The sequence below is a fragment of the Vibrio sp. 10N.247.310.24 genome (assembly GCF_041467175.1).
Lineage (GTDB): Bacteria > Pseudomonadota > Gammaproteobacteria > Enterobacterales > Vibrionaceae > Vibrio > Vibrio tasmaniensis_A.
In genome coordinates this window covers 1-18,836 of record NZ_JBFSUD010000084.1, presented here as the reverse complement: position 1 = coordinate 18,836, position 18,836 = coordinate 1, and the positions used below count along the sequence as shown (strand labels likewise).

Genomic DNA, 18,836 nt, shown 5'->3' with positions numbered 1-18,836 from the left:
AGAGAAGCTGCTTAGTAAACAAGCGAATGATGACAACTACCTTGAAAAACGCCGCAAGGCAGAGGCTTTGAAGTGTAGCTAGCCTACATGAGAAGCCGATAACACAGTAGAAATGAACCACAAAGGCTGCCCGAAGGGTTCGGTTAGAATCGTTTTATACTTTGTTAAGATGTATTTACTTAGAATGACTAGGCTACATACATCTTGCCGCGCCTAAAACGATTCTATCTCGAACAAAAATTTAACCACGAAAGGTCAACAGACCCTAAGTAAAATCGACAAATGACCTCGTAATTTAAAGGCTTTTCATGTAGCATCTCGCCCCTTTTGTTGAGTGGGGGATATTATGTTTATTGGGTTTGATTATGGAACAGCGAACTGTTCTGTCGCGGCGATGGTTGATGGAGAACCAAGCCTGTTACCATTAGAAGGTAGCAACCATTATATTCCCTCAACGGTATTTGCACCTACTCGTGAGAGCGTTTCTGAGCACCTATTTCGCCATTTGAATATCAAACCGAGTGATGCGATTGGTGAGCAGGTGTTGCGACGTGCTATCGCTCTGAGCCGAGAAGAGAGTATCGACCTAGTGCCAGAAGACATGGCATTTGGTCAGGCTGCATTGGACCTTTATTTGGAAGACCCTCGTGACGTTTATTATGTTAAGTCCCCTAAGTCTTTCCTTGGTGCCAGTGGATTGCATGATGTTCAGGTGAGTTTCTTCGAAGATTTAGTGTGCGCCATGATGGCGAATATCAAGCATCAAGCTGAAATCACGACTCAAGAGCCGATCAAACAAGCTGTTATTGGGCGACCAATTAACTTCCACGGTCGTGGTGGTGAAGAAGCAAACCGACAAGCCGAAGATATACTCTCACGTGCAGCCAAACGTGCAGGTTTCCTTGATATCGCTTTTCAGTTTGAACCGGTCGCTGCAGGCCTTGATTACGAAAGTACTCTGACTGAGAACCAAACGGTATTAGTTGTCGATATTGGTGGTGGTACCACCGATTGCTCATTGTTAGAAATGGGGCCAAGTTGGTCTGGTAAAGCGAACCGCACCCAAAGCTTGTTAGCACACAGTGGACAAAGGGTTGGGGGTAATGATCTTGATATTTACCTTGCCTTCAAACAATTGATGTCACCTTTCGGTATGGGTAGTAAGGGTATTTCGGGTATCGATATGCCGTTGACTCAATTCTGGAATCCAATTGCGATAAACAATGTAGAAGCTCAAAAAAACTTCTATTCAAGGGAAAACCTAGCCGCGTTAAAGTTACTTCGTAAAGAAGCTTCAGAGCCTCAAAAGTTAGACCGTTTAATGAAGGTCTATCACGATACTTTAGGTTACAGCATTGTGCGTCGGGCGGAAGAAGCCAAGATTGCATTGGCAGAATCCTCCCAATATCGAACAGCAATCAATGTTGCATCAGATCTGATTGAAGTGGATATCTCCGTTGAGCAGATGATTGAAGCGATTGAAACGCCAAAATCTAAGATGATTGAATTGGTCAAAGAAGCGATTCAACAAGGTCAGAAAAAGCCAGATGTCATCTATATGACGGGTGGTTCAGCCCGTTCTCCTATTCTTCGAGAAGCAGTACAACAAGCCGTACCGAATGTGCCAATTGTGAGTGGTAACTATTTTGGTTCCGTAACCTCAGGCCTAGCACGTTGGGCTGAGGTTTGCTTCAAATAAGAATGTACTAACTTGTATTAGGGCAACCAGTCACGGATTGGTTGCCCTTTTTTTTTGTATTTTCTCTAGTGAACTTTCAATAAAGCAACTTTTCCTAGTTCAAATTGGGAATTGTTTCACAAGGCTAAATATTTCAGCACGGCTCATTATGTTACAGGATGTTTCTAAGTTAATAGTATGTCGCAGAATGGTCTGGAAAGTCGTTTGTAGCCTAAGTGTCTAATGCTGTTTTTATGATTGGGAAATCAAAAAATTGAAGGTTTTTTATATCAAAATATACCAAAAATTAGCTTGAGGTTTGTTTTTAATGGTTTGTTTTTAATGGTATTTTTTGTTTTTATAGCGCGATTTTTTTTATTTTATATATTTTAATGCAACTTTTTTGTCAGTCGTATATTAGTGTTTTCCCACTTGTTAAATGCAGGTAACAACCTCTCCGTAAGCACGAGGTTGTTATGGAATCACTCTCCCAGTTACAAATGGATATGACAATGAATAAGAAACTTTTAGCGCTAGCAATTTCTGGTGCAGTATTTGGTACACAGGCAGTTGCGGTAGAGCTTTATAACGAAGACGGTACAGCCTTCTCTGTTGGTGGTCACGTTTCTGTAAACCTGAATGGTTCAGAGAAAGGCGATACGGATGTTGGTACAAACTCACCACGCATCAACTTTAATGCTACGCAAGAATTAGGCAATGGCTTCACAGCTGACGCTAAAGGCGAATGGGCGCTTAACTACCTAAACGGTGGTGATGAATCGTTTACTACTCGTCTTGGTTACGTAGGTTTAACTCATGATGAGCTAGGTCGTGCTGTTGCAGGTACGCAGTGGGCGCCATACTACGATGTAGCTTCAGCTACTGATATGCCGATCGCTTTCGCGAACGATTTCTTATACGACAACCACGGTGCACTAGGTACTGGTCGTGCAGACAAAATGGCAAGTTACCGCAACGGATTTGATTTTGGTGAAGCGGGTGAGCTTAGCTTTGGTCTAGGTTGGCAGGGCAGCAATGACGTAACGACTGACACTGAAAACGTTCTTGGTGGTGTTGTTGTTACTACTCGTTCAACGGTGTCTTACGATGACCGTATTCAAGCGACTCTTGGTTACTCAATCGCTGGTGTTAAATTGGGTTATGCCTTCAACACTGGTGACTTCAAAGAGGGTGGTGTTTCTAAGACGGCTGAATCTCACCTAGTTTCTGCTGCATACGGTTCTTACGGTTCAGGTTTATACCTAGCAGGTATCTACGCTTCAAACGAAAACATGAACGTAGGCCTTGAAGAAAGTGATGCATATGAATTGCTAGCGGCGTACGCTTTAGCGAACAGCTTAAACTTAAGCGTTAACTACGAAGTTGTTGAAGGCGAAGCGACGAAAGGCGCGGCAACACAAACTGACCGTGAAGAGCTAGCTCTACAAGCTGAATACAACTTTACGAGTAATGTTGTTGGCTACACTGGCTATCAGTTTGATCTAAACGATGCAGACAACAGAAAAACTGACGACAAGTGGACTATTGGTGCTCGTTTCTACCTATAAGTCGCGACTCATTGAGTTTGACCACTATTATGCATAGTGTTTACTCCTTAAATTTACCTTTTCGGATACTGTCCTAGACACCATGCTAAGCCCTCTGAAGCCTTTTGGTTTGAGAGGGCTGCTTTCGTTCTATACGCATCTGTTTTAGCTTTTCCTTCATGTTACCCAGCCATTCATTTCATCTACGTAGCTATGGCTCTTGTCATCAGTTCTTATACGTCGCGATCTTCGGATAAAAGTATTTAAATCGTTTAATTGAGCTAAAGATCAGAATTTAGATATTGATAACCATCTTGTCGAAGATTCTCTTTTAATGATGCGGTAAACTCTGCGCTCCAAAAAAACAGTTTAGGGACAAACTATGAGCAGCGTTGTAGATCAGGAGCAATTGATGAATTCGAAACGAACAGCAACACCCAGCAAAGTACTGTGTATTGGGCGCAATTATGTTGATCACATCGAAGAGCTTAATAATGTTATCCCTGACTCTATGGTGGTGTTTAATAAGCCGAGCACTAGCGTTACGTCTTCTCTATCATCTTTCCATCAAGAAACGTTACATTATGAAGCTGAAATCTGCTTCATTGTTGAAAACGGTGAATACTCTGCCGTGGGGCTAGGTTTAGACCTTACCAAACGCGAGTTACAAAGTAGTTTGAAGGCGAAAGGTCTGCCTTGGGAGCGTGCTAAAGCTTTTGATGGTTCTGCTGTTTTTAGCCGCTTTGTTCCCATAGATAACTTGGACCTCTCTGACTTAAACTTAGAGTTATTTATTAACTGTGTCCGCGTTCAAAAAGGGCATGTTGAACAGATGCTTTATTCCCCAGAGACCATCCTCGAAGAGTTATCTTCTTATACGACTTTGCTAGACGGTGATGTTGTGATGACGGGCACTCCGAAAGGTGTTGGAGAGGTACATCAAGGTGATATTTTCCTTGGGCGCCTAAAGTGTGGTGAAACCACTGTGATTGAGATCGAGTGGGTAGCACGTTAATTAGTCTTTTGTATTTAGTTAATAAATTGGTTTTACTGTTTATTAATGGTGTTTAATTCGATTGATTTAACACCTAGCAACTGATTGCATCTGGAAGGGCGTTAGTATTTGATATAAAATTCGCCTCCATTTTTATCAATACTGAAACCCATGATCGATTTAACCATCCTACCTGTTTACCTGACGGCCGTTGTAGCTCTTCTCCTTTTACCAGGCCCTGATATGTTACTCATCGCAAGCTCAAGCATGAGCTATGGCCGTAAAGTCGGTGTGTTTGCGAGCTTAGGTAATGCGACTTCTGGAATTATCCTGACAGTATTGGCAGCAATGGGCGTTTCAGCATTGATTGCGATGAGTCCAGTGGCTTTAAAAGCCCTTCATCTATTAGGCGGTGCATACTTATTAAAGATGGGTTGGGATTGTCTTCGAACAGAACAGGGTAATGCGCCTGAGTTAAGCGACAACCGTGCTGCAAAAGCGTACTACCAACGAGCACTTATTAGTAACCTGCTTAATCCTAAAGCGTTGGTTTTCTTCGTGATGTTCTTACCGCAGTTTGTATCGACGAGTATTGAAGCGACTTCGGGCGAGCAGATGCTCGTTCTGGGTTTATTGCTGAATGTGCTAGGTTTGACGTTCAACTTTTTACTTGTGGCGTTAGTGGGCACTATTGGTAAATCTTTGGTAGAAAATGCAAAGTTTCGCACCTATCAGCAAAAAGTGATGGGCGGAGTTTTCATCGTGTTAGCGGTGTGGATGTTGTCTTCCTTCTTTACCTCGTAGACTGCAACTCAAACAGTTTATCGGGGTTAGCCGCCGATACAAAAATGGACGCTTCGAGCGTCCATTTTTTATGTCTATCAGTTACATATTGCACTTCATTGAACTGATGTTTTGAAAGAATGATGCTCTAAGAGTTCAACTCTTTCTGGTGTTGTTCGATGAGCCTATCCATGTACTCTTCACCGCGCTTGCGAGTATCGTCATAGGTTTCTGTCCCTTCGAACTTTGTTACCGTCTCATAATAAACCTTAACTTTTGGTTCTGTTCCTGAAGGGCGGACGATAATGCGTGAACCATCCTCGAGATGATAGATGAGTACGTCACTCGCGGGCAGGTTAATCGCCTCGGTAGCCCCACCGACAATAAAGCGCAAAGAAGACTGCAGATCTTCAATCACAGAGATAGTGACACCGTTTATTACTTTTGGTTGTGCCGAGCGGAGTTTAGAACCAATCGATGGTGAATCTGGGTCTAGGGCAATACTTCGTTGCGCGTTGGTATGAACCCCATGTTCAAATGAAATTTGAGCGAGAAGATCCCAAACGGTTCGCCCTTGAGATTTTAACTCCTCAACCAGTTGAGCAAACACGACGATAGCAGACAGTCCATCTTTGTCTCGTACCTGAGTGCCAATTGTGTAGCCTAATGCTTCTTCATAGGCGAACAAGAACTCGTTTTTCTCATCTTCTAATTGCATGCCAATATTCGCTAACCATTTAAAGCCAGTCAGCGTTTGGAAGTAAGTCGCACCGTGAGAATTAGCCACTTTCTCAAGTAGAGTTGAAGATACGATACTGTTACCAACTAACTGGTTTTTAGTGTGTGGCTTTGATAGCAAGTAGTGCGCGAATAACACACCCACTTGGTCACCTGTTAGCATTTTGTAGGAAGCATCTTCAGTTCTGACTTTATCATCGGTTCGAACGGCAACGGCAAATCGGTCTGCATCTGGGTCATTAGCGCAAGCGATGTCGGCATCGACACTTTTTGCTAAGTTAACCACAAGATCCATCGCGCCTTTTTCTTCCGGGTTGGGGAAGTTTACGGTTGGGAAGTGACCATCTGGCTCTCTCTGTTCGGCAACACTGAACACCTTATGGAATCCAGAATCATGAAGTAGATCTTCCGCCATTTGTGCGCCGACACCATGCATAGCGGTATAGGTGATGGTGGTGTTCGCCGATTCGATCTCTTTACTCACGTGTGGGCTCTGGTTGATCGCAGCGCGGTACGTTTGATAATAGCCTTCAGTTAACCATACCAACTTACCCTGTGTTTCAGCGTCACTAAGGCTCATCAATGGGATGGCCTTGGTCGATGCGATGTCTATTTCAGCAGCAATGCCTGCATCATGAGGGGGAATGATTTGAGCGCCATTCTCCCAGTACACTTTGAAGCCATTGTACTCCGGCGGGTTGTGGCTGGCCGTCACGACAACCGCCGCTGCCGCGTTGAAGTGCTCAATACCAAAGGCAACGATAGGTGTCGCAGCAACATTCGAAGTTAGGTAAACCTTAATACCTAAAGCGGTGAGTACAGAAGCTGTATCAATTGCGAATTGCTTTGAATCTAAACGGCCGTCGTAGCCAACCACTACACCACGCATAGAGGCATTTGCGACATGTTCAATTAAATAGTGGCCAAGGCCTGTGGCCGTTTCTTGTATGACCAGGCGGTTCATTCTATTTGGGCCGCATCCGACTTTGCCGCGCAGTCCCGCTGTTCCGAATTCTAATCGTTGAATAAAGCGGTCTTCAAGTTCGTCGTGCATTCCCTCATCGATAAGGTATTGAAGCTCTTCACGAGTTCTTGGGTCTGGGTCTCTCGCTAACCAGTTCATTGCATCTTGCATAATCACTAAACCTTTTAATATCGGGGTGTCTTTCTGTTGATTTAATTTAAATGATACTGATTATCATTTCTATGAAAGCAATCGTAAAACTCGATTTAAAATAAATTCCAACAGCAAGGGAAAGGCATATGGGTAAAGCTACTTCAAATAATTGACTGTTTAATAAGTAAACTTACCTTGAACAATTGGATATCACTAACTAGCCTTTTACATAAATATAACAAAACTTAACAAGTTCGTCGTTTTTGAATCTTTAGTGGAAACTTACAACGCTTATGATCCGTATAGGTTCTTAAGTTCAGATGATGTCAGCAGCCCGTTTACAGGCTAGCTCCATGTGAGTTGTAGATTGAGATTCAGCTTTTCATGTTCAGCTGGAATAACAATGAATGTTGTCTGGCTCGGAATGATACATAGCTCGTAATGACATGTAGTTCGTAATGAAACGTAGCTCGCAACGAATATAGCTCGTAACGAAACACAGCTCGCAACGACATTTAGGTCGCAAGTATCCAATTAGGAAGGATAAGGAGAGATCTTTTGAAAAGATTACTGGTTAGGCTAGCGTGGCTTTTGAAAAGTTTTGTTGTGGTTTTGGTGTCGCCTTTGGTGCATGCAAGCAGTGAATACAACATGACTCAAGGTGTCACTGAGATCAGCGGTAAGGTATACGAGCTTCATATGCTGATCTTCTATATCTGCTGTGCGATTGCCTTTGTTGTTTTTGGAGTGATGTTCTATTCGATTCTGAGGCACAGAAAGTCGAAGGGTGCGGTTGCTGCCCATTTTCACGAAAGCACGAAAGTAGAAATTCTTTGGACCATCATTCCTATTATTATCCTTATCGCTATGGCGATACCCGCCACTAAAACCTTAATAGCGATGGAAGACACCTCCCAATCAGATCTGACCGTAAAAATCACAGGGTCACAATGGAAATGGCACTACAGCTATTTTGGTGAAGACGTTGAGTTTTTCAGCCTCCTAGCAACCAGTGACAAAGAGATTGAAGGCATCGAAGTGAAAGGCGCGCATTACCTGCTAGAAGTTGATAAGCCACTTGTACTGCCTATCAATCGTAAAGTCCGCTTTTTGATGACTTCCGATGATGTGATTCACTCATGGTGGGTGCCAGCATTCGCCGTTAAGAAAGATACCATTCCAGGTTTTATTAATGAGGCTTGGACAAAGATAGATGAGCCCGGCGTCTACCGCGGGCAGTGTGCAGAGTTGTGTGGCCGTGCTCATGGGTTTATGCCGATAGTGGTGCATGCGATGGAAGAAGCTGAGTATGACGCATGGTTAGCCGAACAAAAAGAATTGGCGGTAGCCGCACAGCAAGCCGCGCAAGATGCATTAGATGCGTCACTTTCCTTGGAAGAGCTCAATACCATTGGCGAAGAGGTGTATAAAACTCGTTGTGCGGTGTGTCACCAAGTTAACGGCGAAGGTATCCCTGGAGCATTTCCTGCCATAAAAGGAAGCCCTATTGCGCTTGGCGATGTGGATGTTCATATCGACACTATTGTTTATGGTCGTGGCGGGACGGCGATGCAAGCATTCGATAATCAGTTAACTGAGAAAGAGATCGCAGCGGTAGTGACTTATCAACGAAACGCTTGGGGTAATGACACTGGCGATATTGTTCAGGCTTCAGATGTGAACGCTTATAAAGCCAAGCAAGAAGGCGGGGAACAAGCTTCTGACGAACAAGGTTCAACGGATGAAACGAAAGGCTCAACGGACAAAGCACAAAACGATGCTAAGGAGCAGTTATGAGTTCACCAATCAATAAGCCGGTGAAATCGGCTCCAGCAGAAGACCAAGCACTGAGCCATTCTACGGAAGGTACACTAGGCAATAATGATTTGCCTGTTGATGATCACGACTCACATGCGGCACCCAAAGGTTGGGCGCGTTGGCTGTACTCAACCAATCATAAAGACATTGGTACATTATATCTTTGGTTCAGTTTTGCGATGTTCTTAACGGGTGGTGCGATGGCGATGGTCATCCGTGCTGAGCTATTCCAACCGGGTTTGCAACTCGTTGAGCCCGATTTCTTTAATCAGATGACCACAGTCCACGGTTTAATCATGGTATTTGGTGCGGTGATGCCGGCATTTACGGGCTTGGCTAACTGGATGATCCCGATGATGATCGGTGCTCCAGATATGGCGCTGCCGAGAATGAACAACCTCAGTTTCTGGATTCTGCCTTTTGCATTTTTAATCTTGATCGGATCTTTGTTTACTGAGGGAGGCGGCCCGAGCTTTGGTTGGACCTTCTACGCGCCACTTTCGACAACTTATGGCCCAGACAGCACCGCGCTATTCGTATTCTCAGTTCATATTATGGGGATCAGTTCGATCATGGGGGCGATTAACGTGATCGTAACCATAGTGAACATGCGCGCGCCAGGTATGACTTGGTTCAAGCTACCGATGTTCGTATGGACATGGTTAATTACCGCTTTCTTACTAATAGCCGTGATGCCCGTGCTCGCGGGTGCGGTTACCATGGTGCTGACTGATAAATACTTTGGGACTAGCTTTTTTGATGCCGCTGGTGGTGGGGACCCGGTGATGTTCCAGCACATATTCTGGTTCTTTGGGCACCCCGAAGTGTACATCATGATCTTGCCTTCTTTTGGTATTGTCTCAGCCATCATCCCAGCATTCAGTGGTAAGCGTCTGTTTGGCTACCACTCTATGGTGTACGCGACTTGTAGTATCGCATTGTTGTCATTCTTGGTTTGGGCGCACCACATGTTCACCACGGGTATGCCAGTCTTTGCCGAATTGTTCTTCATGTATTGCACTATGCTGATTGCGGTGCCGACCGGTGTGAAAGTGTTCAACTGGGTGGCGACCATGTGGCGGGGGGCTTTGACCTTTGAAACCCCAATGCTGTTTGCGATTGCCTTTATTGTTTTGTTTACGATTGGTGGGTTATCCGGATTGATGCTTGCTATCGTGCCTGCGGATTTCCAATACCACGATACCTATTTTGTTGTGGCTCATTTCCACTATGTTCTGGTGACAGGCGCCGTGTTCTCAATTATGGCCGCAGCTTATTACTGGCTGCCGAAATGGACTGGGCATATGTACGACCACAAGCTCAGTCTGTGGCATTTCTGGACGTCGGTAATCTCAGTTAATGTACTGTTCTTCCCTATGCACTTTTTAGGGCTAGCGGGCATGCCGCGTCGTATTCCAGATTACGCCATTCAATTTGCTGACGTTAACCAAGTCGTGTCGATTGGTGGCTTTGCCTTTGGGTTGTCTCAGTTGATTTTCTTATGGCTAGCGATTAAGTGCGTAAGAGGCGGAGAGCCTGCACCAAGCAAGCCTTGGGATAGGGCTGAAGGGCTAGAATGGACAGTACCAAGCCCAGCGCCTCACCACACCTTTACTCATCCACCTAAAGTAGATTAAAGGGATGAGCTATGAGTGATAAGCAAAGCGATCCCAATCAAGATAAAAAGCAACCAAAGCGCCTGTCTAATAAGCGATCGACTAAAAAGCTGACGGGCTACTTGGTGTTGAGCGTGGTGGCGATGTTTGGCTTCGGTTTCGCTTTGGTGCCGCTCTACGATGTGATGTGCGAGGCCTTAGGCATTAATGGCAAAACTAATACTGTTTCAGCGGTGCAACCTCAGGGAATGCAGCCTGATTACTCTCGTACTGTTCGTGTTGAATTCATGTCGCACATTAAGCCAGATATGCCGTGGCAGTTCTCGCCTGAAGTTCGAGTGTTAGAGGTTCACCCTGGTGAAGTGGTTCAAACTAACTACATAGCTAAAAACCTATCTGGAGCCTCATTGGTTGGCCAAGCCGTACCATCGGTTTCTCCAGGTATGGGGGCAACTTACTTCAATAAGATGGAATGCTTTTGCTTTAATCAGCAGCCATTGGACGGGCACAAGAGCGCAGAAATGGGTTTGATATTTTACATTGAGCCAGATATTCCAGAATCGATACATACACTCACGCTCTCATATACGCTGTTTAACATCACGAGTCAGGTGAGTGGAAAGGCAAGTAAGCCTGAAGTGAGTACATCAACATTGAGCACACTACAATCTGGCTCACCAAAAGCGAGCACACTCGCAAGTAACTAGGGATTTACAGAACCAGTATCAACATAAGGAGTTGAGCGATGAGTTCTAAAAAGGAAGTTTATTTCGTTCCACATCAAAGTCACTGGCCATTAGTGGGTGCTGTAGCACTGTTTTTGGTCGCGGTTGGTGCTGGCTTGACGGTGCAAAATATGGGCACCGACGCAGCCGGTGGAGTATTTGGCAAAGCGGTGTTGTTAGTCGGGTTTGCTGTGCTGCTTTACATGCTCGCAGGTTGGTTCAGCAATGTGATCACAGAATCATTAAGTGGCGTTTATTCTGAGCAGATATCTCGTTCTTTTAGACAAGGAATGAGTTGGTTTATTTTCTCCGAAATCATGTTCTTCGGCGCTTTCTTTGGCGCGCTTTTCTATGCTCGTATGATTTCTGTACCTTGGATTGGTGGTGCGGGTAATAATGAAATGACCCATGAAGTATTGTGGCCGATGTTCCAATCGATATGGCCATTAACGACTACCCCTGATGGCGTAACGACACAAGCCATGCCTTGGCAAGGTATCCCGCTTAAGAACACCATTATCCTGCTGCTTTCCTCTGTGACGCTGCACATGGCACATATCAGTCTTGAACAAAATAAGCGTATGGCTTTGATCGTCTGGTTGGAGATAACCATTGTTCTGGCTGGCTTCTTCCTGTTCTTCCAAGTTGAAGAGTATCTTCACGCTTATCAAGAGATGGGGCTGACACTTCAGTCTGGTATCTACGGCAATACCTTCTTCTTGTTGACTGGGTTCCATGGTTTGCATGTCTGTTTAGGAACTATCTTTTTGATCGTGTTGCTGGCAAGAGTTGCGAAAGACCACTTCACTCCGAAAGACCACTTTGCGTTCCAAGCGGGCAGTTGGTATTGGCACTTTGTTGATGTGGTTTGGTTAGGTCTGTTCGTGTTTGTCTATGTACTTTGATGATGTACGGGCTGCTTTAAGTCGTGTTTTGAAGAATAAATAAGTTTGAAAACTTGAATGCCTTAGTAAGGTCTTGGATTTGGAGTGATGGTGCCTGAGGCTAGGGCAAGTAACAATAATAGCACTACGATGGCAGACAGCATCACACGGCGACCTAAGAAGTGACTCAGTCTTTTGCCATTGTGTTTACCTGAGGCGATTTGAATTAGGCCTTTCATCAAATTGAAAGCGATGAAGAACAGCAAAGCGACTAACACAATTTTAAACAACAACACAAAGGTAGATGACGCCATAGTGATAACTCCAAACCGATTGATTGATGATGAACACAAGTTCCGCAGTAAAGGTTTTTGGATAGCGGTTGTTTTAACTGTGGTTTCAGTCGGCATTTTAATCAAGTTGGGTTTGTGGCAGTTAGATCGAGGTAACGAGAAATTGCGCTATGAACAGCAGCTATCAGAAAGAGCGCAGCAATCGTCTAGGTCATTGGATGCGGTTATCTCTGAATGGAAAGACTCGCGTACACAAGCGCAAGGCTCACCTGAACTGCCGTCTTTAAATGGTTTGAAGGTTGATGTGGGATTGGAAGCACCAAGTGGTTTAGTGGTTTTGTTAGACAACCAGATTAACCAAGGAACGGTAGGGTATGTGATTTACATGTTGGGCGAAGTTCCAACACAAGATGGAAGAAAACAACTGTTGATCGATCTTGGGTTCGTTGCAGCGAGCCGTGACAGAAGAGAGCTACCCCAATTAGGAAGCATCACACTACCAACCAATATGTCAGGGCGTTTGTACACACGTTCGGTGAACCCTCTAAGTCATGAGTTGGGATTAGAAAATACGACACCGAATAGAATTCAAAACTTAAACATAACAGCACTATCACAGTACACCGGGCAAGAAGTGCTGCCCTTTGTCTTCCAACCTCAGAGTTTAGATTCATGGCCCTATGAAATGTTATGGCGTCCAACGGCGATGAAATCTGAGAAGCACTTTGGTTACTCATTTCAATGGTTTGTTATGGCTGCGGTACTTTTGTTTTTGACGATGTTGATTGGCTATCGGTACCTAAAAGCAACACCTATCACGAGGAATAAGGATGGATAAATCTCAAGTACAAGTGAACAGGGAAATTACCGAGGCAAACATGGCTGAGCTCAGAAGCCGTCGTACTAAAGGGCGCTTGGTATTAATTGGACTTGTTTTAATTTTCGCTTTGCCAGCCATTATCGCCAAAACTGTATTGGACCAGAATTGGTATACCTCAGGTGTCACTAACTCTGGCGAATTGGTAGAACCAAGAACCACGCTTGCGGATTTCGGCGTAACGGTACCCATGGCTGGAGAAGGGTGGTTAGTGGGTTATATCGCTCCTACAGAGTGTGAAAGCTTGTGCGAACAACAACTCCATTATTTGAATCAAAGCTATTTGGCGTTAGGGAAAAACAAAGAGCGAGTGACTGCCGTTGTTTTTGTCTCAGAAGGTAATTCGTTGTCGGGTTCGCTCGATAAGCCGGATTTATCTTTGTTAGCTGGTGGTGATCAGTTAAGTACTGAGTTTTCACCTGCTTCGATTGTCATTATTGACCCACTAGGGCAGTTGGTCATGGAGTACAAAAGCGTTTCTGACCCGTCTCAGTTAGTTGGTCAATCTAAAGGCATGATTCATGATCTAAGAAAGCTGCTTAATCTGTCACGAGTTGGGTAGTTAATCAGCTTAAGTTGATGAGCTTTAGCAAATTGCGTTAATGCTGAGTGTTGTTAGCGAAAAGGGAATAAATATAGGGAGATAAACGATGCAGAATAGAGCCCCTGATTTACTCATACACATGATGAGATTAACGATCTTATTAACCCTTACCGTGATCGTGCTCGGCGCTTATACCCGTTTGTCGGATGCTGGCCTTGGCTGTCCTGATTGGCCAGGGTGTTACGGCAAGATAACCGTTCCTTCTGATGCCCAAGCAGTGAATCAAGCCAATCTACAATTTCCAGAACGAGCTCTCGAAGCAGACAAAGCGTGGATAGAGATGACCCATCGCTACTTTGCAGGAACATTAGGGCTGCTTATCTTTGTCGTTGTTGCTTGGTGTATTAAAAAGAATATAACAGCTGCTGGTCTTCCGTTACTTATCTCTGCAACCGTGATATTTCAGGCTTTGCTCGGAATGTGGACGGTGACTCTCAAGTTGATGCCCGTTGTGGTTATGGCACATTTGATGGGGGGCTTCACGCTATTGTCGCTGTTGTGTCTGCTCTACTGTCGTTTGTCTCAATTTCAAAGCCGTTTTGGTGAGGCTACGTATACTTCGTCACTTAAGGCTTGGGCGCTGTTCGGGCTATTCATTGTGGTCGGGCAGATACTGCTTGGTGGTTGGACATCGTCGAACTATGCCGCGTTGGTGTGTACACAGTTACCCATATGTGAAGGTAACTGGATGAGTTATCTCGACTTCAAAAATGCGTTCGATTTTGCTCAACACGGCCATGATAACTATGAGTTTGGTGTGTTGGAATATCCCGCAAGGCTCACCATCCATGTCATGCACAGGTTCGGGGCTATTGTGGCGACGTTAACGGTGCTGATGATCGTGTACCAGCTATGGAAATTTGGCCAAGTGCCTCACCAAAAGCTGAGCGTGATTGTCGCAATAGTCTTGTTTACTCAAATCAGCCTTGGAATCAGCAATGTATGGTTTCATCTGCCAATCTCAGTCGCGGTTTTGCATAACCTAGTCGCAGCGATGTTGCTAATCAGCATGGTGGTGACCAATTTTGTCGTGTGGCAACGCAAACCAAGTCAGAGCTTGGTGAAGAACAGTGTATTACAAGGAGGTAATCATGGTCAGTAGAACGTCAACACAGTATGAAGTGGTGGCTCAAGACGCAGCCTTAACTCATAAGATAGCAGCCAACAATGACACAGCTTTAAGTAACGAAATAGCTGCAAAAAACAAAGCTACTTGGAAGGTCTATTTAACGCTGACTAAACCCAAGGTAGTGGCTTTGATGTTACTAACGGCCTTAGTGGGTATGTGTTTGGCCGTGCCCAACGGATTACCTTTACAGCAAACTCTGTTCGGAATGATTGGGATAGGGTTAATGGCAGGTTCAGCCGCTGCATTTAACCATTTGATCGATAAAAAGATCGACGGCCAGATGACTCGAACAAATCGACGACCTTTACCATCCGGTGAACTGAGTAGTGCGCGCGTGTTCAGCTTTGCCGCGGGTATTGGCTTACTTGGTTTCGTCACGCTTGTGGTGTGGGTCAATCAACTCACCGCTTGGTTAACCTTTGCAAGCTTGTTGGGTTACGCAGTGATTTATACCATGTATCTGAAGCGAGCGACGCCGCAAAACATCGTGATAGCAGGGATCGCTGGTGCAATGCCTCCGCTGTTGGGCTGGACGGCAGTTACTAATGAGCTTCATTCAAACGCTTGGTTATTGGTGATGATCATATTTATTTGGACCCCTCCGCACTTCTGGGCGCTGGCAATTCATCGTCGTGACGAGTATGCCAAAGTGAACATCCCCATGCTGCCTGTGACCCACGGAATCGAATACACCAAGACTTCTATTTTGCTCTATACCTTGTTGATCAGCATCGTGTGTATATTGCCGGTGTTGGTCGGCATGAGCAGCTGGATATACCTAAGTGCTTCATTGGTGTTAAATGGCGGGTTTGTTTATCACGCTTGGGTACTTAAGTATCGTGATGAGCCTAACATGGCGATGAAGACCTTCAAGTTCTCCATTTATCATCTTATGATTTTGTTTGTTGCTCTGTTGGCGGATCATTATCTGCTCTGATAGCTCTGATAGCTCTGATAGCTCTGATAGCTCTGATAGCTCTGTACAGATCAAACAAGGTTATTCCCATATCAAAACCAAACCTTTGGTTTCCACTAACCAAACCCTGACATGTCATGTATGAAAAGCCGGACAATTGATTGGCATGAATTATATAAAGGAACCGGTAATGGAATTCACTGAGCAAGATAGAGATGCTTTGTACCAAACGTGGATGTCACAAAAATCTCGAATGCGAATTACGCAGATGGAGTTTTCAAAAAAGCTAGGGATGAACCAGTTGGATTTTTCGCGAGTGCTAAGAGGGGAGAAAGCATTAACCATGTCTTTCGTTAGTCACTTCTGTCGTTTGCTTCATTTGGAGCCAAGGAATGTGCTCCCTTCACTTAAAGAAGACAATGAATCCGGGCCCAAAGTGGTTTATCTGAAAAGTAGAATGAGTGTTGATGGTGAGATCCAAAATGCTTATATCGAAGGCAATCAGGTGATCGTAGAGTATGCACATACCGTTCAGAACCATTGATTTTAGATCGAGCTCTGAGTTTTACCTCTTTTTCTACAACTTTTTCACTTAGGGTATGCCATACTTACTTAATTCCTTGATTTACTTAAGTGCGTTATGAAACCTTTAAAAGTCCTTTTGCTTGTTGCAACCAGCATGTTTTTGTTTGGTTGTGCAGGCGGCCCAATTAAAACCGCTACTAAATTCACCAGTCATGAAGATTTTCGGCCTGGCCCTGATGGAGGCGTTGATTTAGTTTGGGCAAGGATAGGGCTGCGTGACGAACAACGTTTGAAATCCAAGTTAGACGCTTATGACTCTGTGGTGATCGACCAAATCTTTGTGTTGGCAGAAGAAGGCACATTAGATCAGGAAGACATTCAGGAGCTCACTGACCATATGGTGAGTCGTTTGGAAGCGAAGATATCGCCTCACAAAACGATTGTCGATGAACCAACAGGGAACACGCTGCGCTTAAGCATTGCTTTGAGCAACGTTGAAACGCCTAACCCGATCTTAGCGGTGACAAGCAGTGTGCTGCCGTTTGGCCTTGCGATGTCGACCATATCTAAGGTGACGACAGGTGAGCACACCAACGTTGGGAGCGCCGGTGTTGAGCTATTGGTCAGTGATGCGCAAGACGGCACTCCGTTGTTTGCGGCCATCGACCGCGAAGCGGGTAATAAAGACTTTTCTACTATGATTGATTCGTTAGATGATGCCAAAGATGCGATCAACTATTGGGTTGAACGTTTAGGTGATACTCTACAGAACATCGACGACGTCTAGAAAGAGCTTGTAATGCTAGAGAAAGAGAACCTAATTAAGCTAGCCAGAATGCAAATGCCATTTGGAAAATACGCTGGCCGCACCTTGATTGACCTACCTGAAGAATACTTGCTGTGGTTCGATAAAAAGGGCTTCCCGCAAGGTGAGTTGGGCGATTTAATGCAGTTATGTTTAGCTCTCAAAATTGAGGGCTTAGATTCTGTGGTGCAACCGCTTAAATATGACTATTAGCCCTAGTCGCATCTCACAGTCATAAATCAACATCCCATCCAAATAAGTGACGAGTTGTTGTGGTTTTCTGAGGAACACTCAATACAGAGGCAAGAACTGAATCTTGCCTTTCTAATTTAACCCACAAGAGTCGCTGTAGCTGTAATATTGCCCCCTTAACACCTTTCCTCAACGCTCCTGTCTTCATTATTAATTATTAGTCATCCACCATGTTCATTAATGACGAGTTCAGAATCGACTAGCTTTAGCTTCCCCCTCAGTGACCTGTACACACAGGCAGTTTATTGAATAATTAATGACTTTAGAAAGAGTGGTTTTTAACACTGAATGAGCACGAATTTAACGAGGGTGTTGATGTTAAATTGTTGAATAGTAAGTGCATTGGTGAGTGACTAAGAATGATAACGTGCCCTACATTGATGGCAATGTGTGCTTGCACGTTTTTGCGCTGAATGTTGAGACCCGATTTTATATTAAATGCATAGCATTCAGTTGGTTATAAGCAACCTTTTTGATACATTGGCTGGGTGAATTTGTGTTTGCACGATATTAAAATGTTATAACGAAGAAGGAATCTATGGCTAAATCAATTATACAATTTAAATGTTTATTAATGTCGCCTGGGGATGTCTCGAATGAACGGGAAGCTGCGACAGAAGTTATCCAGCGGTGGAACGCTCAAATTGGCGATGCGCTTGGTGCTACTGTTGACTTAGTAAAGTGGGAGACCCATTCACAGCCAGAGATGGGAATGCATCCTCAGAAAATACTAAACCAGCAAATGGTAGAAGATGCCGATTTTGGGATCGGTATTTTTTGGAGTAAGTTGGGAACACCAACAGATACTCATGCATCAGGCACAGTAGAGGAAATTGAAGGCTTAAGAAATAAAGGTGCAAAAGTTTCTTTATACCTATCTCAACAACCGATACCACAGAATATGCAAGAAGAGTATAGACGGTTATCTGATTATATTGAGTCATTAAAGCATTCCGGATTATTACAATATTACCCATCTGTTCATGAGTTTCGGGAGTTGTTTCTACTTCATTTAACAAAGACAGTTGTTGATCTGATATTCAAGGAAAAAGGTGTTGAGTCAATAGAGGGGAAAACCTCAAGTGAACAACTGAAAATAAATACACTAGAAAAACCAAATATTCAAATAAAAACAACAGGGGCTTTGGTTCCTGATGCTCATGGAAGTACCAAATGGTTTTTAGCTGTTAGTGTCCAAAATCACTCAACTAATACAGTCTTTTTGGGCAGTACTCTAGTCCAGCTTACAAATGGACAACGAATTTTTTATCAGCGTGATGCTATAACATCTCAGCCAAACTCGAGGCAAGAGCTAAAATCTGGGCAATCATTCTCATTTCATATTGACCCTAATCAGTTAGCTGAAGATATTGAAGAGCTTGAGCTTTTGGATCAAATTGTAGTTACAGATGATATTGACAGAGTTTACTCATCAGCGGATAAAAGCTTACCTGATACAGTCGCGTCATTAATTTCAACGAATAAGGATTAAGGTGTTGCGTAGCCAACACTAAATCCCAAGTGTTGAACAAGCC

Annotated in this window: 18 protein-coding genes; 16 read left to right on the top strand and 2 right to left on the bottom strand. The window is 44.2% G+C overall.

Annotation, left to right across the window (positions count from 1 at the left end; genetic code table 11):
- Positions 1 to 346: 346 nt before the first annotated feature.
- The 4 genes from yegD to AB6E08_RS19450 all read left to right on the top strand — a co-directional run bounded on the left by yegD (position 347) and on the right by AB6E08_RS19450 (position 5,023).
- Complete coding sequence (yegD, locus tag AB6E08_RS19465; RefSeq protein ID WP_372065793.1) at positions 347 to 1,699, top strand: molecular chaperone; 1,353 nt, start codon at positions 347 to 349, stop codon at positions 1,697 to 1,699.
- A gap of 491 nt (positions 1,700 to 2,190) precedes the next feature.
- Positions 2,191 to 3,246, top strand: a complete 1,056-nt coding sequence (locus AB6E08_RS19460) for a porin (protein ID WP_017097026.1) — start codon at positions 2,191 to 2,193, stop codon at positions 3,244 to 3,246.
- Positions 3,247 to 3,607: 361 nt separating this feature from the next.
- Positions 3,608 to 4,240, top strand: a complete 633-nt coding sequence (locus AB6E08_RS19455) for a fumarylacetoacetate hydrolase family protein (RefSeq protein WP_135441879.1) — start codon at positions 3,608 to 3,610, stop codon at positions 4,238 to 4,240.
- A gap of 150 nt (positions 4,241 to 4,390) precedes the next feature.
- Positions 4,391 to 5,023 (top strand): LysE family translocator, encoded by a 633-nt coding sequence (locus AB6E08_RS19450; protein WP_009845666.1) that lies wholly within the window; start codon positions 4,391 to 4,393, stop codon positions 5,021 to 5,023.
- Between the two features lie 127 nt (positions 5,024 to 5,150).
- On the opposite strand, the gene AB6E08_RS19445 is transcribed toward AB6E08_RS19450, so the two are convergent.
- Positions 5,151 to 6,875: a phospho-sugar mutase gene (locus tag AB6E08_RS19445; RefSeq protein WP_372065787.1), complete on the bottom strand. Its 1,725-nt coding sequence runs from the start codon at positions 6,873 to 6,875 to the stop codon at positions 5,151 to 5,153.
- Positions 6,876 to 7,415: 540 nt separating this feature from the next.
- Between AB6E08_RS19445 and coxB the strand changes: the two genes are divergently transcribed.
- The 4 genes from coxB to AB6E08_RS19425 are packed head-to-tail and all read left to right on the top strand — an operon-like array spanning position 7,416 to position 11,921.
- Positions 7,416 to 8,654, top strand: a complete 1,239-nt coding sequence (coxB, locus tag AB6E08_RS19440) for a cytochrome c oxidase subunit II (protein ID WP_122046232.1) — start codon at positions 7,416 to 7,418, stop codon at positions 8,652 to 8,654.
- Positions 8,651 to 10,312 (top strand): cytochrome c oxidase subunit I, encoded by a 1,662-nt coding sequence (gene ctaD, locus AB6E08_RS19435; protein ID WP_054542972.1) that lies wholly within the window; start codon positions 8,651 to 8,653, stop codon positions 10,310 to 10,312. The genes coxB and ctaD overlap by 4 nt, the downstream gene beginning before the upstream one ends.
- 11 nt (positions 10,313 to 10,323) lie before the next feature.
- Positions 10,324 to 10,998 carry a cytochrome c oxidase assembly protein gene (locus AB6E08_RS19430; protein WP_122046234.1) on the top strand — a complete coding sequence of 225 codons (675 nt, stop codon included), beginning with the start codon at positions 10,324 to 10,326 and terminating at the stop codon, positions 10,996 to 10,998.
- 38 nt (positions 10,999 to 11,036) lie between these two features.
- Positions 11,037 to 11,921, top strand: coding sequence for a cytochrome c oxidase subunit 3 (locus tag AB6E08_RS19425; RefSeq protein ID WP_017097020.1), 885 nt, complete (start codon positions 11,037 to 11,039; stop codon positions 11,919 to 11,921).
- A gap of 62 nt (positions 11,922 to 11,983) precedes the next feature.
- Here the strand turns inward: AB6E08_RS19425 and AB6E08_RS19420 are convergent, their stop codons facing one another.
- Entirely contained in the window at positions 11,984 to 12,214 is a 231-nt protein-coding gene (locus tag AB6E08_RS19420) for a DUF2909 family protein (protein WP_009845660.1), read from the bottom strand.
- Between AB6E08_RS19420 and AB6E08_RS19415 the strand changes: the two genes are divergently transcribed.
- The 8 genes from AB6E08_RS19415 to AB6E08_RS19380 all read left to right on the top strand — a co-directional run bounded on the left by AB6E08_RS19415 (position 12,153) and on the right by AB6E08_RS19380 (position 18,793).
- Entirely contained in the window at positions 12,153 to 13,031 is an 879-nt protein-coding gene (locus AB6E08_RS19415) for an SURF1 family protein (protein WP_372065782.1), read from the top strand. The two genes, AB6E08_RS19420 and AB6E08_RS19415, sit on opposite strands and share 62 nt — an antisense overlap.
- Positions 13,024 to 13,632, top strand: coding sequence for a hypothetical protein (locus AB6E08_RS19410; RefSeq protein ID WP_372065779.1), 609 nt, complete (start codon positions 13,024 to 13,026; stop codon positions 13,630 to 13,632). The genes AB6E08_RS19415 and AB6E08_RS19410 overlap by 8 nt, the downstream gene beginning before the upstream one ends.
- 88 nt (positions 13,633 to 13,720) lie before the next feature.
- Positions 13,721 to 14,776 (top strand): heme A synthase, encoded by a 1,056-nt coding sequence (locus AB6E08_RS19405; protein WP_372065777.1) that lies wholly within the window; start codon positions 13,721 to 13,723, stop codon positions 14,774 to 14,776.
- Entirely contained in the window at positions 14,766 to 15,740 is a 975-nt protein-coding gene (cyoE, locus tag AB6E08_RS19400; RefSeq protein ID WP_372065774.1) for a heme o synthase, read from the top strand. Before AB6E08_RS19405 ends, cyoE begins: the two co-directional genes overlap by 11 nt.
- 169 nt (positions 15,741 to 15,909) lie before the next feature.
- Complete coding sequence (locus tag AB6E08_RS19395) at positions 15,910 to 16,263, top strand: hypothetical protein (protein WP_009845655.1); 354 nt, start codon at positions 15,910 to 15,912, stop codon at positions 16,261 to 16,263.
- 96 nt (positions 16,264 to 16,359) lie between these two features.
- A complete protein-coding gene (locus tag AB6E08_RS19390) occupies positions 16,360 to 17,031 on the top strand; it encodes a DUF3313 domain-containing protein (RefSeq protein WP_372065771.1) in 672 nt (223 codons plus the stop codon).
- 12 nt (positions 17,032 to 17,043) lie between these two features.
- Complete coding sequence (locus AB6E08_RS19385) at positions 17,044 to 17,262, top strand: DUF3820 family protein (protein ID WP_009845653.1); 219 nt, start codon at positions 17,044 to 17,046, stop codon at positions 17,260 to 17,262.
- 577 nt (positions 17,263 to 17,839) lie between these two features.
- The gene (locus tag AB6E08_RS19380; protein ID WP_102249364.1) at positions 17,840 to 18,793 is read left to right on the top strand and encodes a hypothetical protein; all 954 of its coding nucleotides are present in this window, start codon (positions 17,840 to 17,842) and stop codon (positions 18,791 to 18,793) included.
- Positions 18,794 to 18,836 lie beyond the last annotated feature (43 nt).